Annotated in this window: 14 protein-coding genes; 9 read left to right on the forward strand and 5 right to left on the reverse strand. The window is 49.4% G+C overall.

What is annotated here, in order from left to right:
* Positions 1 to 37: 37 nt before the first annotated feature.
* Entirely contained in the window at positions 38 to 2,605 is a 2,568-nt protein-coding gene (locus MPET_RS03535) for a DUF3656 domain-containing U32 family peptidase (protein ID WP_013328652.1), read from the forward strand.
* Here the strand turns inward: MPET_RS03535 and fdhD are convergent, their stop codons facing one another.
* A complete protein-coding gene (gene fdhD / locus MPET_RS03540; RefSeq protein ID WP_013328653.1) occupies positions 2,606 to 3,340 on the reverse strand; it encodes a formate dehydrogenase accessory sulfurtransferase FdhD in 735 nt (244 codons plus the stop codon).
* Positions 3,337 to 3,648, reverse strand: coding sequence for a DUF1894 domain-containing protein (locus tag MPET_RS03545; RefSeq protein WP_013328654.1), 312 nt, complete (start codon positions 3,646 to 3,648; stop codon positions 3,337 to 3,339). The genes fdhD and MPET_RS03545 overlap by 4 nt, the downstream gene beginning before the upstream one ends.
* Positions 3,649 to 3,746: 98 nt before the next feature.
* Between MPET_RS03545 and MPET_RS03550 the strand changes: the two genes are divergently transcribed.
* The 5 genes from MPET_RS03550 to MPET_RS03570 all read left to right on the forward strand — a co-directional run bounded on the left by MPET_RS03550 (position 3,747) and on the right by MPET_RS03570 (position 9,374).
* Positions 3,747 to 4,895, forward strand: a complete 1,149-nt coding sequence (locus tag MPET_RS03550) for an LL-diaminopimelate aminotransferase (protein WP_013328655.1) — start codon at positions 3,747 to 3,749, stop codon at positions 4,893 to 4,895.
* Positions 4,892 to 6,187 (forward strand): diaminopimelate decarboxylase, encoded by a 1,296-nt coding sequence (lysA, locus tag MPET_RS03555; protein WP_013328656.1) that lies wholly within the window; start codon positions 4,892 to 4,894, stop codon positions 6,185 to 6,187. The genes MPET_RS03550 and lysA overlap by 4 nt, the downstream gene beginning before the upstream one ends.
* Positions 6,188 to 6,209: 22 nt before the next feature.
* Positions 6,210 to 7,544 (forward strand): hypothetical protein, encoded by a 1,335-nt coding sequence (locus tag MPET_RS03560; protein WP_148222180.1) that lies wholly within the window; start codon positions 6,210 to 6,212, stop codon positions 7,542 to 7,544.
* 127 nt (positions 7,545 to 7,671) lie between these two features.
* Positions 7,672 to 8,643 (forward strand): DNA repair and recombination protein RadA, encoded by a 972-nt coding sequence (radA, locus tag MPET_RS03565; RefSeq protein WP_013328658.1) that lies wholly within the window; start codon positions 7,672 to 7,674, stop codon positions 8,641 to 8,643.
* Positions 8,644 to 8,660: 17 nt separating this feature from the next.
* The gene (locus tag MPET_RS03570; protein ID WP_013328659.1) at positions 8,661 to 9,374 is read left to right on the forward strand and encodes a phosphoglycolate phosphatase; all 714 of its coding nucleotides are present in this window, start codon (positions 8,661 to 8,663) and stop codon (positions 9,372 to 9,374) included.
* Here the strand turns inward: MPET_RS03570 and MPET_RS03575 are convergent.
* Both MPET_RS03575 and MPET_RS03580 read right to left on the reverse strand, forming a co-directional pair.
* A complete protein-coding gene (locus MPET_RS03575; protein WP_013328660.1) occupies positions 9,363 to 9,614 on the reverse strand; it encodes a PRC-barrel domain-containing protein in 252 nt (83 codons plus the stop codon). The genes MPET_RS03570 and MPET_RS03575 overlap by 12 nt on opposite strands.
* Before the next feature lie 110 nt (positions 9,615 to 9,724).
* Entirely contained in the window at positions 9,725 to 10,603 is an 879-nt protein-coding gene (locus MPET_RS03580) for a CBS domain-containing protein (protein WP_013328661.1), read from the reverse strand.
* A 48-nt stretch (positions 10,604 to 10,651) separates the two neighbouring features.
* Here MPET_RS03580 and MPET_RS03585 point away from each other — a divergent pair, with 48 nt between their 5' ends.
* Positions 10,652 to 11,614 (forward strand): NOG1 family protein, encoded by a 963-nt coding sequence (locus tag MPET_RS03585; RefSeq protein WP_013328662.1) that lies wholly within the window; start codon positions 10,652 to 10,654, stop codon positions 11,612 to 11,614.
* Here MPET_RS03585 and MPET_RS03590 read toward each other — a convergent pair.
* Positions 11,565 to 12,473 (reverse strand): presenilin family intramembrane aspartyl protease PSH, encoded by a 909-nt coding sequence (locus MPET_RS03590; protein WP_013328663.1) that lies wholly within the window; start codon positions 12,471 to 12,473, stop codon positions 11,565 to 11,567. The genes MPET_RS03585 and MPET_RS03590 overlap by 50 nt on opposite strands.
* Positions 12,474 to 12,594: 121 nt before the next feature.
* Between MPET_RS03590 and MPET_RS03595 the strand changes: the two genes are divergently transcribed.
* Positions 12,595 to 12,909 (forward strand): hypothetical protein, encoded by a 315-nt coding sequence (locus MPET_RS03595; RefSeq protein ID WP_013328664.1) that lies wholly within the window; start codon positions 12,595 to 12,597, stop codon positions 12,907 to 12,909.
* A gap of 31 nt (positions 12,910 to 12,940) precedes the next feature.
* Entirely contained in the window at positions 12,941 to 13,942 is a 1,002-nt protein-coding gene (fen, locus tag MPET_RS03600) for a flap endonuclease-1 (RefSeq protein WP_013328665.1), read from the forward strand.
* Positions 13,943 to 13,996 lie beyond the last annotated feature (54 nt).

Genomic DNA, 13,996 nt, shown 5'->3' on the forward strand with positions numbered 1-13,996 from the left:
GTAAGCAGGAAAGTTTTTTTCATTCGACGGTGTGTTCATGGGAGAGAAGAAAATACCCGAACTTTTAGCCCCTGCAGGGTCCTTTGAATCGATGAAGGCAGCGGTCTCCGCCGGAGCCGATGCCGTATATCTTGGAGGAAGAAAATTCGGGGCAAGAAATCTTGCTTCCAATTTTACAGGTGAGGAGCTGAAGGCTGCTGTCGATTACTGTCACTCCCGGAATGTAAGGGTATATGTTACGCATAACATACTTGTCCATGACGATGAGATCGCCGATTCTATAAACGAACTGCACTTCCTCTTCAGTATCGGAGTGGATGCGGTTCTCCTCCAGGACTTCGGGATATTGCATGAAGCGTCGAAGCTTTTTCCAGATCTCGAACTGCATGCCTCGACACAGATGACCATCCACAACCCTGAAGGTGTCCTGTGGGCTGAAGCGAATGGAGTTTCAAGAGTTGTCCTTTCACGTGAGATGAGCCTGGAAGATATCTCCGCAGTCAGGAACTTTCCGGGAACGGAAAAGACCGGTCTTGAGGTATTCGTTCACGGGGCTCTCTGCTGTTCGTATTCGGGGCAGTGCCTCCTTTCGTCTATGATCGGGGGGAGGAGCGGGAACAGGGGCCTGTGCGCCCAGCCATGCAGAAAGGAGTACGGGATCTTGTCCCTGAAATACGACGAATGTGGAAATCCCGCCATAAAGAAGAAAAAGGGATCGTGCTACATGATGTCTCCCGCAGATCTCTGCACATACCTGAATCTCGATTCGCTCGGTGCATCCGGAGTGGATTCGCTGAAGATCGAAGGGAGGATGAAATCGCCGGAGTATGTTGCGATCGTAGTTTCGGTCTACAGGAGGGCTCTCGATCTGATTGCGGAAGGCACCTGGTCTCCATCCGATGAGGATGAAACATTGCTCCTCCTTGCTTTCAACAGAAATTTTACCGGCGGATACATATCCGGAGAGTCGGGGGTGTCGATAATGTCTGTCGACCATCCAGGGAACAGGGGGGTATACGCCGGCAGGGTTGTCGGTTATGATCGTGAGAAAAAGAAAGTCACCGTCAGGGGGGATGGGCGAATAATTCCGGAGGCGGGGGACGGGATTTTAATTCGTCAGAACGGAGCACAGGATGATTTCGGCCTTACAATACCCGGCAATGCAGAAAAAAAAGGCCACGAGATATCTTTTCATGTTAAGAATCCGGCATTTCCCGGCAGCAGTGTATATATAACCAAAAGTGTTCTGCTTTCGAAGATGGCAAAGGAGGTATCATCCTCTCCCGCCGGTGTTGCTAAAAAGATCCAGGTTCGTTTAAGAATCGGTTTTGACGGAAGAGTCCCGGTCGTATCGGCAGTATTCCCGTCACTTCACGGAGAACTTTCATACGAGATAAGGGCTGGATTTGAGATGCAGGAGGCGAAGAGCAGGCCGGTTGACCCTGATGACCTGAGGAATATATTTTGTAAAACGGGAAACCTGCAGTTTGAAGTGGCTGATTATGAATCGGATTACCCCGGCGGGCTGTTTGCTCCGGTCTCCCTGCTGAACGAATTCAGGCGGGATCTTTTTGCAGGTATTGAAAAATGTTTGATCGATGTCTGCCTGCCATCGGATGACATAATTGCCGGGTCGGCAGAAAGAAAAGATCTTTTCTTATCAACCCTGACGAACAAGAAAGCTGTCATGCCTCCCCGGCAGGCCGGTCGGACGATCTCCGTTTATGTCTCCTCCTCTGCCGGTGCGAAGGCGGCGCTTGATGCAGGATGTACCAGGATTTATTATGAGATGAAGACTGCTCCCGGGATCGACAGCAGTGTCTATGCCCGCGAACTAGAGGAAGGCATCTCTGCTGCATCAGAATACGGAGCGGAGTTCGTGTGGAAATGGCCGCGTATAACCGACAGGTCATTTTTCATGACTGCCGAAGAGATCCTTGAGTTGTTGGGAAATTCAAAGCCGGACGGCATAATGGTCGAAAATGTCGGCGACGGTATTGCAGCAAAACGGATTGCGAAAGATATCCCGCTCTACGGCGGCCAGGGGCTTAACATATTCAATTATCTTGCAGTCGAAATGTTCTCCGGGGATTACCGCCTCCTTACGCTTTCGTGCGAACTCAACAGGTCCCAGCTGAAGAAGCTATGCGGGCTTGCAGCCGGGAGACTTCCCTCCCGACCTTCGCTTGAATATGTCGTCTTCGGTCCGTCCGAGATCCTGATATCGGAGAACAACCTGCCTGCCGTGTCATTGGGGGATAATTATTCGCCGTCGGAAGAATACGGGATCGCAGACACTACGGGACGAATCTTTCCCTTACAGGTTGATGCCTATGGTCGGACACATGTATACAATTCTGCGGTGACCTGCCTGATCGACAGTCTGCCGGAGATCTTTGCCGCAGGCGTTGACGGTATTTCACTGGATTTGAGGCTTTATTCACCTGAGTTCGCCGGGAAGATCACGGAACTATATGTGAAGGCTCCCGCTCGGTCGTATGATGCCGGAAAGAAATTATCAGGGTCTTTGAATCTGCTGAAAAAAGAGATCACATCTTTGTATCGCGGGGAGATCACCGCCGGACATTTCAACAGGGGAGTCTGATCAGATCTTTTTCAGATCGGAGATTCTCCATTCGTTCGAGTATACCGTGAACCTCTCGTCCCTTGCGAAGCATATGAGAGTTATGCCGGTCTTTCTCGCGGTTTGGATTCCTCCTGTGGTCGATGCCGCCTTTGAAATAATTATAGGAATCCCTGCATTCGCACATTTTGAAACCATGCCCGACGGCTGTCTACCGGTGCATCCCACGTAGCATTCGGAGAGGTCTATCCCATTGAGCACTGCAAAACCGATGATCTTGTCGATGGTATTGTGCCGCCCGATATCCGACATCTTCGCAAGAACGTTGCCGTCTTTGAAAAGGACTGAGCAGTGCATGCCGCCAGTCTGCCTCCATTCCTCGGAAACGATCATGTGGCTGATCCTGAATATCATCTCCCCGGAGATACTGGTTTTTGATTCGACTTTCTTCGGGGCCTTTACAACATCGGCGCTTCCCGAGGTGGAGCACTCGATCGTGATCTTGCCTGGGTCTGCGCCATAGACATAGACCTTGTTCTCCCGGACCTCTACCTTATCCACATAACCGGAGAGACTCTCTGATATCACGTATCCCGCTCCAAGTTCTGCAATATTGTCGGTATTTGCAACCTGAGTGGTGATGTATGAGTCGTTAAGAAATATCTCCACTCTTTCTTCAGGAGCGATGCAGTCGGATATTTTTGAAATATTCTTTCCTGTAACCTTCAGGGCATCTATTGTGCCGAGTTTCATCATTTTTTCCCTGCCTCCGGTACAAGCTTCCCCTGCTCCCGGATCTTTTCAAACTCCTCATCGGATCCTTTTGTCTTAAGCAGCATCGTTCCGAAGCAGGGTTTTTTGAAATAAAAGAGAATTTCCTTCTTCTTTTTCAGGAGTCCTACATACAGCGGGGCTTCGCCAAGGATATTAACTCCTTTGATGGTGTAATGCTCGGGCATTTCGTAAACCTCAGATGATTTTTTGAAAATATATTCTACGGCATCTTCGGCTTTTATCTCGGGGTCGATGATATCCGGACAGAGTTTATTGACGCATCGGTTCATTTGATAACCAAATCATGCGATCGGAGAAATAAAATGCTTTTTGGATTGAACAAAACCGCCAGTGATATTAATAGATATAAAAGCCAACTTTTCTCGCAATGTACGCAAAACGTCTTGATAATCTCCCCCCGTATCTGTTTGCACAAATAGATAAGCTGAAGACTGAAAAGAGAGCAGAAGGCGTAGATATCATAGATCTTGGTGTCGGTGACCCGGACCTCCCTACACCGCCTCATATTGTTGAGGCTCTCTGCGAAGCGGTAAGGGACCCGTCCACTCACCACTACCCGGATTATACCGGGATGATCCAGTACCGCGAGGCAGTCGCATCATGGTATAAGTCCCGTTTTGATGTCGATCTCGACCCCAAAACCGAAGTGCTTGCACTTATAGGATCGAAGGAGGGCATCGCCCATGTGCCCGAGGCATTCGTCAATCCCGGCGAATACGTTCTTGTCCCGGACCCGGGATATCCGGTATACAAAACATCCACCCTCTTTGCAGAGGGTAAGGTCTGGGAGATGCCGCTTTCCGAGGAGAACAAGTTTCTCCCCGATCTCGATGCAATACCTGCGGATGTCCTGAAGAACGCGTCTTTGATGTTTATCGGCTACCCCAACAACCCGACGGCTGCAATCGCACCGCTGTCGTTCTTCAACGAGGTTGTCGAGTTCGCCAGGGAAAATGGTATCGTAGTAGTCCATGACAACGCCTACTCGGAGATAACATTCGACGGTTATAAGGCCCCTTCCTTCCTCCAGGCCGACGGTGCAAAAGAGGTCGGAATGGAGATGCATTCGCTCTCCAAGACCTACAATATGACCGGCTGGAGGCTCGGTATGGCTGCAGGCGGTGAAGAATTCATCTCCGGCCTCGGAAGAGTAAAGACGAATATCGATTCGGGTGCCTTCGATGCAATCCAGAGGGCGGGAATCACTGCACTTACTTCTTCGCAGCAGAGCGTGGCCGATGCCTGTAAGGTATATCAGGAAAGACGCGATATTTTAATATCAGGACTAAAGGGTCTCGGGTTTGATGTCGCTGCGCCCAAAGCTACCTTTTATGTCTGGATGAAAGTTCCCGACTCCATGAGCTTCGCCCGTAAGATGCTCGATGAGGCGGGAATTGTAGTTACTCCGGGCACAGGATTCGGAAGGAACGGCGAGGGTTACGTGAGATTCGCCATAACCCGTGACACAAACAGAATAAGCGAGGCCCTGGAAAGAATGAGGAGGATTGACTTTTGAAGCTGCCTGATCACCTAAGCATAAGAAACGGACACCTGTATATTGGACAACACGATACTGTGGATCTTGCCGAACAGTACGGCACTCCCTGTTATGTATCGGATGAAGAGCGTATTAGACAGAATTTTCTCCGCTACAACAGTGCATTGAGAGAGTATTACAACGATGTCCAGCTCCTCTATGCAGCAAAGGCGAACGGAAATCTCTCCGTCATGAGGGTTCTTGCGAAGATGGGTGCCGGTGCGGATGTATTTTCATCCGGAGAACTCCATCTTGCACTTCTTGCAGGGATGCCCCCGGAGAAACTCCTCTTCAACGGGAGTTCGAAGACAACAGAGGATCTTGAACTTGCCGTGGACAAAGGCGTCCGGGTATCGCTCGACTCTTTCGATGAACTGAGACAGCTCTCAGAGGTTGCAAAGAGAAAAGGAAAGGAGGTCGAGGTTTCGTTCAGGATCAATCCCGCACTTGAGGTTCCGACTCACCCCAAGATTGCCACCGGCCTTGCGACGAGCAAATTCGGGATTCCTGCGGGCCAGATTCTTGACGCATACAAGGCGGCCATGGAAGCCGATAACGTGACGCCTGTCGGAATGCACTGCCATATCGGTTCTCAGATCCTTGATGTGGCTCCGTTCGGAAAGGCCGCCGAGGTTATGGTCGATCTTGCGGGAAAGATAACCGATCTCGGTGTTCGTCTTGCATTCATAGACATAGGCGGCGGGCTCGGTATTCCCTATAACCGGGAGACCGACAAGATGCCCACACCTGAAGAATATGCAAAGGCAGTGATGCCTGTATTCCTCAAAGGAATTGAAAAGCTAGGGATTAAGGCGCAGCTATGGGTTGAGCCGGGCAGGTACCTTGTCGGTGATTCCACAATACTTCTTACGAAGGTCAACTCGGTCAAAAAGGCGCACAAGAACTTTGTCAATGTCGATGCCGGATTCAATCTCCTAATCAGGCCTGCAATGTACGATGCATATCATGAAGTCGTTGTTGCAAACAGGGCAGATGAGGCTCCTGTCGAGACCTATACGGTTACAGGTCCGATATGCGAGACCGGAGACATTCTTGCAGCGGACAGGAAGCTTCCCGTGGTAGCTGACAGTGATATCATGGCAGTCCTTGATGCCGGTGCTTATGGCTATTCGATGGCTTCGCAGTATAACAGCCGTCCCAGGTGCATGGAGGTCATGGTGAAGGGCGAAAAGTCGGCACCTATGCGCAGGAGAGAGAGCATAATCGATATCATCAATACGATGCAGAAGCTCCCCTGGCACGAAGAGTAGGGGTTACAGGGGTTAAAGTCAGGTGAGAATCCATTACGCCCTGATGGATGACCTCTGCTCGTGGGAAGAGTTCGAAAGGCTTGTCGAAGACAGGGTTGGGGTCTCCGCTGATGAACAGGAGGAGAGGTCTGCCGCAAGAGATGTGGTCTCGGACGCCGGGAGGCTCCATACGCACCTGTCGGCACTAAAGGCAGGCCCGTCCCTGGTCTCTTTTTTTTGTCGCGTAATTGAAGTTAAGAAAGCTGAAAGGTTCGAACGTCAGGAAGGCGGTTACGGCTTCGTATCCCGTGTATTGTGCGGTGACGAGACCGGTGAAGTCGTGCTTACTCTCTGGGATGAAAAGGCCTTTGCGGCGGGTGAGATCTCCGAAGGTGAGATCCTTGAGGTGGTGGGCAGGTTCAGGAGGAAAGGTGCCGTCGATGTCGCCGATCTCAGAAAACCTGAAAAACCTCCTGGGATTACGCTTCGAAAGAACGGTATGAAGACCTTCAGTCCTGTATCTCTCGATTGTGTTATTCTCGCCTTTGCCGGAGAGGGATTTTTTCAGGCTCCGGGCGGGAAGGAGTCGCGTTATATACGCCTCATAACCGGCGATCTATCTGGGGAGGCTGAGATTATGTTCTGGAATAACGAATCGGCAAAAGCGTTTATGGGCGGCGATTTTGTCCGGATATCAGGCATATACGAGAGGCCCTCTTCAGGCCCGAAGAGGAGCTATACTGCCGATGAAAAATGCCAGATAACATCTGTTCCTGTTGAAGAAGAGAAAATCATTCATGAGTTCTCATCCCGGATTTCCGGGATCCGTGAAGACTGGTGGGGATCGATCCAGGTCAGTATCGATGATCCGGGTAGGGTGCGTGATTTCGTTACCAGGAAGGGAGCTGCATCTCATGTCAGGAACCTGCATGTATCTGATGATACAGGGACCGCTGTTCTTGTCATCTGGGGAGAACAGGCGTGTCTGCCTTTTGTGAAAGGCGACAAAATCGAGATCTTCTTCGCGGAGGCAAGGGAGGGATCGAGAAGACCCGGGTTCAATGAAATACCGTCATCGCCGGAGATCCATGCCGGTTACGGCTCTTTTGTATCTCTTAATGAGAACGGCGGGGAGCCGGTCCGTATAAAGGGAATCATTACTCCGCGAAGCGGTGGCTGCTACAGCGTTGACGGCAGGGACTGCTGTTACCTGTTAAAAGAACTGAAAGACGGGATGCTTCCCTGCTCCGAAGTTCTGGTATGGGGCATCTTATATGATTCAGGAAGAATTGAGGTGAGCTGGTTTGAGATCTGCGGAAAAGATATCGATCTGATGAAGTCAGGGCTTGATGAAGTGAAAAAGCGATGCGGGTGCTGAGCCTGCGATTACTTTCGCACCGCATGGCGTGCTATCTTTATTATCAATCTGGCTATTGATTAGTATGAAAAGTTGCCTGGAGCTTCTTCTACAGGCGCATTTTAAGAAAGTTCGAGAGGTATAAAAAATGACAGAACTTGAGATTGAAGATCTGCCCGGTGTCGGGCCTACAACTGCAGACAAACTCCGTGAGGCTGGTTACAGCACCATAGAGGGTATAGCGACCGCCTCATATGCCGACCTTGCCGAGGCTGCCGAGATCGGTGAATCGACGGCAAAGAAGATGATCCGCGAGGCCAGGAAGATGGCCGATATCGGAGGGTTCCGGAAGGGTACCGATGTCCTTGAAGAGAGAAAGAAGGTCCGTAAGCTGACTACTTTCGTTCCCGAATTTGACGCACTCATGGGCGGAGGGCTTGAGACCATGTCGATTATTGAATTCTACGGTGAGTTTGGTTCGGGTAAAAGCCAGATCGCGCACCAGATGGCTGTAAACGCCCAGCTCCCCGAGGATGTCGGCGGGCTCAACGGATCGGTCATATACATAGATACGGAGAATACATTCCGCCCCGAGAGGATCCGCCAGATGGTCGAAGGGCTTGATCTCGAAGATGTTCCCTCGCCCGAGGAGTTCCTCGAGCATATCCATGTAGCCGAGGCATTCACATCGGATCACCAGATGCTCCTCCTGGATAATGTCCGTGAACTTGCCGCAGAATTAAAAGAGACCGATAAACCCTTAAAACTCATTGTGGTCGACTCTCTCATGGCCCATTTCCGTGCAGAGTATGCCGGACGCGGAACCCTGTCCCTAAGGCAGCAGAAGCTCAACAAGCACATGTATGATCTCGCAAAGCTTGCGAAAGAGTTCAATGCAGTCGTAATTGTCACAAATCAGGTCCAGTCAAACCCTGCCGTATTCTTCGGAGACCCGACAAAACCGACCGGGGGAAACATCGTCGGTCACGCCTCAAAGTTCAGGGTTTACCTTCGCAAGAGCAAAGGCGGGAAACGCGTTGCAAAACTTGTCGACAGTCCCGACCAGCCTGAAGGCGAGGCCGCTTTCTCGGTCGAGATGGCAGGTCTTAAACCTGTATGATTGATAATATCATATAGATGAACAATAAATCCTCTTTTCATCCCCGTGCAGTTATAACGGATATCGACGGGACAATAACAAATAAAGAGCGCCGCCTGAACCTGGATTCCGTTTCAGTAATCAGGACCCTTGTGGATAACGGAATACCCGTCGTTCTTGCAAGCGGGAATACCGAATGTTCGCTCACATTTCTCTGTAAGATGATCGGAACGGACGGCACGATTATCGCCGAGAACGGCGGTCTTTACAAGATCACTTATGCAGGGGAGAGAAAGATCTGTTCGGACAGGGCGGCATGTCTTGAGGCTTACGAGAAGATCCGCGAATACTATGATAAAAGAGGAATAGACCTTCAGCTCTACAGCCCTGAATATCGTTTTGCAGACGTTGCATTTGCGAGAACAGTAGACCCCGCCGAGGTTCGCGAGATTGTATCCGGAATGCCTGTAAAGATTCTCGACTCCGGTTTTGCAATACACATCCAGTCCGGGGATATCAACAAAGGAACTACGCTGGCACTTGTGGCGGAAGAGATGGGCATACCATTATCGGATTTTGTCGCAGTAGGAGATTCGGATAATGACAGGGAGATGATTCAGGCCGCAGGGCTTGGTATTGCGGTTGCAGGCGGCCAGAGCGGCGCAGTCGAGGCAGCAGACTCTGTCAGCATGAAAAAATATGGGGACGGGTTTTCGGAAAAAATCAGGGAAATCTTCAGTTCATTCTTTTGACAGGTACCTGTCAACGACTATGTAGTCTTTTATATCCCTTACAGCTTCGAAAGGAATAAAAAGACGCTCTCCGTCAACTTTGTAACCGCCCGTGTCGAAACCCTGCTCGGGCCTGACTACAAGGCTGTCGACATTTCCTGTGTCAAGATCGATCATAATGTTCCTGATTGTCCCAATAACCATCCCGTCTGTACTCATAACCTGCTTTTTTGAAAGATTTCGGGAAAATACATTCTTCATGTTAAAAAAAATAGTGCAATAATACTATTTAAATTATCTTAAAGAAATTCAGTATGAATTATTTTTCAGCCGTTTCAGCACTTTTACCGGTTTAAAGATTTCCATCCTATCTATGGGGACGGGAAAACTTTAAGGATGTCTGATTGCGTAAGTATTCCGATCGGCTTTTTTCCGTCTACGATTACTATCCTTCCGATTTCCTGCTCTTTGAATCTTCCTATGACCTCGAAAAGGTTGATATTCGGGGGAGCGATCACAACATCTTCCGTCATGATTTTGTCCATCGTCGTGTCCATGCCTTTCCCCTTATCGAGTTTATGCGCAATATCCGAAAGTGTCACTATCCCTACAAGCATATCCTTGTCCATTATAGGCGCTCCGTGTATGTGGTGCCTGCTGAAAAGCGATATTGCATCTTTTATAGTGTCGTTGATGTCCAGTTTCTGGACAGGGCTGCTCATATAGTGGCTGATCTGCTTCTTTGGGAGTGAGATCATCTCCGATATGGATATCAGGAGCGACCTGTTAACCTCATCTTTGCCATAGACCTCTCCCTTTACGAGGAGCTTGTTTACAGGTGTAGGCCCCAGGGTGATCTCGTCGCCGATATTGAAGCCCTTGACACTGCCTATGATTCTCACAACGGCGTGGCATAGGTCCGGGTGGCACAATGTCGTGAAGTCAAGTTCCGCGACATTTACACTTTTGAGATATTCCCCGTTGACCTGCAGGGGCACATCGCTTCCCTTTTCGTAATCCAGAAGGTTTAGTTCGTTATAAGCCGACGAAGACGGGGTGTAGCCCCCTTTCGGTCCCGGAACACCCTCAACAAGGCCCAGCGCCTTCAGTGCCTGCATCTGGTTTCGTACTGTTCCCGGGTTCCTTTTTAATAGTTCGGCGATCTCTTCACCTTTTATTGCCACAGACTTCCTGTGGTAAAGCGTGATTAAAGTAATAAGGATATCCTTCTGGATAAGGGACAACTCCATAATAAATTAATCATATAGGTTTACATAAATAGATTCGGGTTATTATCAGTGGAATTCGAAAAGATACCAACAATCCCCACGGCCGAGGAGATACTTGACAGGTCGCTGGGGCGGGCTTCAGCCGTAAAAAAGGAAAAAAGGAATAAAGACCGCGCGAACGAGGAGTTCATACGTTCGGTATACAGTTCGGTCTATGACAAACTTACCGATACAGTTTCAAAATTTCCAAGTTTCGACCAGATATCCCCGTTTTATATGGATATCATAAATATCCTGCTCAGTGTAGACAATATCAAAAAGTCCCTGGGGGCAATACAGTGGGCCGCATCCCAGTCCCGCGAAATAGGGAGGATGTATGCACGGGAGATGCGCAATGCGGAGAATCCTGTCGAACTCAGGAAGAAGGCTACGGCAAGAATTGCGTCCGTTCTTTACCAGGTGGACAGCGATCTGAAGTACCTGAACGAAACACGAAACATTCTCAGGAAACTTCCCGATATTCGCGAGGAAGAGTTCACGGTGGTGGTCGCCGGTTACCCCAACGTAGGCAAGTCCTCGTTTATTGCCCTTGTGTCATCGGCAAAACCGCAGATCGCCGGATATGCCTTTACGACGAAGAGCATCATGGTAGGTCACCACCCTGTAGGAAGGGAGAGAATACAGATCGTCGATACTCCCGGCCTCCTGGACAGGCCCCATGAAAAGAGAAACGATGTCGAGAACCAGGCGATGACAGCTATTAAAAATGTCTCGGACCTGATCCTCTTCATTGTCGACGCGAGCGAGACATGCGGGTATTCTGTCGGGGATCAGTTAGGTCTTCTTGAAAATGTCAAAAAAATTGTGGGAGAGACTCCCGTAGTAGTCGTCATAAACAAATGCGATGTCCGGAGGATGGACGGGTATCCGAATATGTCGACAAATACAAGAGAAGGGGTATCGGATATTATGAAGATAATTCTTAAAGAAAGGGAATCCAGCCCCAAGTCCCGGCGAGAGTGCACCCTATAAGGAATCCGATGATCGCACCGCCGTTGAGTGTCGGAAGTCCCGCCTGCGGTCTTCCCTTGACTACATACCATAACAGAACACAGAGACCGGCAAGAGATCCTATCATTGCAGCGATCGTCGGAATGACCGACAGAGGATTGTCGGGTGTGCTGATGAACACGTAGGACGATACAACAATTATCGTTGGCATGATGAGATCTCCCATGCCCATGATAAAGGCCCCTCTCTCTTCTTTTCCCTCGCCGATATTCAGCTCGTCCTTAATGTAGGAATAATTTCGTGATTTGGGAATTACTACGAGTATGGGTGATTTTGTATTTATCACCCCTTCCGCGAGCGAGATCATATGTTTCGTCTTGTACACCGATATCGCATCGTAAGCGGCAAGGATTACAAGCAGCACGATTGCAGGGAATACCTCGAGCGAGATGCCGAAGATGGATGCCGTACCTGCACAGATCAGGATTCCGAGAATATCGATGACATACCACTCCGGGTATTTGTAGAGAAGTGCCATCGATCCTACAGAGAGAAGCAGTACAAAAACCGCAGCCAGGAGCTCAGATTCGGTGAACAACAGGGCAATTGCACTGTAGATATACAAAAATACGAGGAATATGGATATTCCGATGATATACCCGAGAATGCGTTTAAATCCGTGCCTGATCAGCAGGAGCATAATCGCAGTGAAGACGAGAAGTATTATTATAAAGTATAGTATATTCTCGACAGCCCCCGGGTCCTCAAAGGCAGCATATCCCGCTTCGTTTATTGTCGGTGTGATGAGCAGTGCACCCAGCTGTACTGCTATCATCATGACAAACATTGCGAACAGAGGCAGATTTTCTTTAACGTTCATATTTTAAAACCCCCTAACCCCTTGTTTAGGGAAAAACGGTGATATTGTTTCTCCAAAGAAGTTATCGTTTTCATAAATATCGACAGTTAGATTAATTAATTCTCTGTAATCATTTAAGAACATGGATGAAAGAGAAAGAACGAAGGATGTGATTCTTGCAGTCATCCTTGTCATATCTACACTTGTAATGGTGATCAGGTTATGGCAGGACTGGATAGTTGCAGTATCGACAGGTCTTATGATGATCTCTCTTGCAGGTCTGATATTGTCCCTCTGCAGGAGGCTGGAGAGCTTTGAAAAAGCCGTATCTGCAAGAGAAATGACAATGAGAATGAACTTTGAGGAGATATCCAAAAGTATTGACGAGAAGTGCGACAGGATGGTAGGGGATGTAGAAGCGACTGTCAGTTCACTTTCCCGCCGGGTATATCGTTAAATATCCCGAATTCTTTTTTGGTGAATAATTAATGGGCGTAGCAATAAGGGATCTGATCTCCGACTATAAAACTTCCGTAGACTGGGCCGACCTCCGGGGAACCGCGGCAGTCGACGGAAATAATGCATTGTACCAGTTTCTGACAACAATAAGACAGCCCGACGGGACTCCGCTCATGGACCGGGAAGGTCGGGTAACTTCGCACCTGTCCGGGATTTTTTTTCGAATAACCACCTTCCTTGAGAACAATATAAAACCGGTTTTCATCTTTGACGGTGCACCTCCAGAGTTTAAATCGGAGACTCTCGAACAGCGCAGGGAGAGAAAAGCGGTGGCCGAAACGGCCTACAGGCAGGCTGTCGAGGTAGGGGATACGGTATCCGCCTTCCGTCATGCAAGGGCTGCGACAAGAGTCGACGAGACAATAATTGCAGGAACGAAGGAGCTTTTGGGATATATGGGAATTCCCTGTATAGACGCCATGAGCGAGGGGGAGGCACAAGCGGCGTACATGGCCATGAACGGGGATGTGAGGTACTCTATATCCCAGGACTACGACTCTCTCCTCTTCGGGGCCCCGAGGCTTGTCAGGAACCTGACCGTAAGCCGGAAGAGAAAGGTCAGGGGGAGGGTGATCACAGTCAATCCCGAAGAGATCCTGCTCTCCGATCTGCTTGACGGGAAGGGAATCACACGTGAGGAATTAATCGAGATCGGGATACTTGTCGGCACTGACTTCAACAGCGGTGTGAAAGGTGTCGGTGCAAAGACCGCTTTAAAGATCGTAAAATCCGGGAAATTTTATGAGACCTTCGAAGAGAACGAGCCGGAATTCGATCCCGCCCCCGTGAAAGAATTCTTCTTAAACCCTCCCGTGTCGAAGGGTTATTCCCTTTCATGGTCCCACGTGGACCGCGAGGGAGTCGTTTCGTACCTCTGCGGCAGGCATGATTTTTCCGAAGATAGGGTCAACTCCGTTCTTGAAAGGATCGGGGTGAAATCCGGGCAAAAAACTCTTGACAGCTGGTTTTAACCGGCGACAAATTCCATTCTCCGATTGGTTGAATAAGATTCAGGTTGAATATTG

The sequence above is a fragment of the Methanolacinia petrolearia DSM 11571 genome, from assembly GCF_000147875.1.
In the GTDB taxonomy this organism is placed as follows: domain Archaea; phylum Halobacteriota; class Methanomicrobia; order Methanomicrobiales; family Methanomicrobiaceae; genus Methanolacinia; species Methanolacinia petrolearia.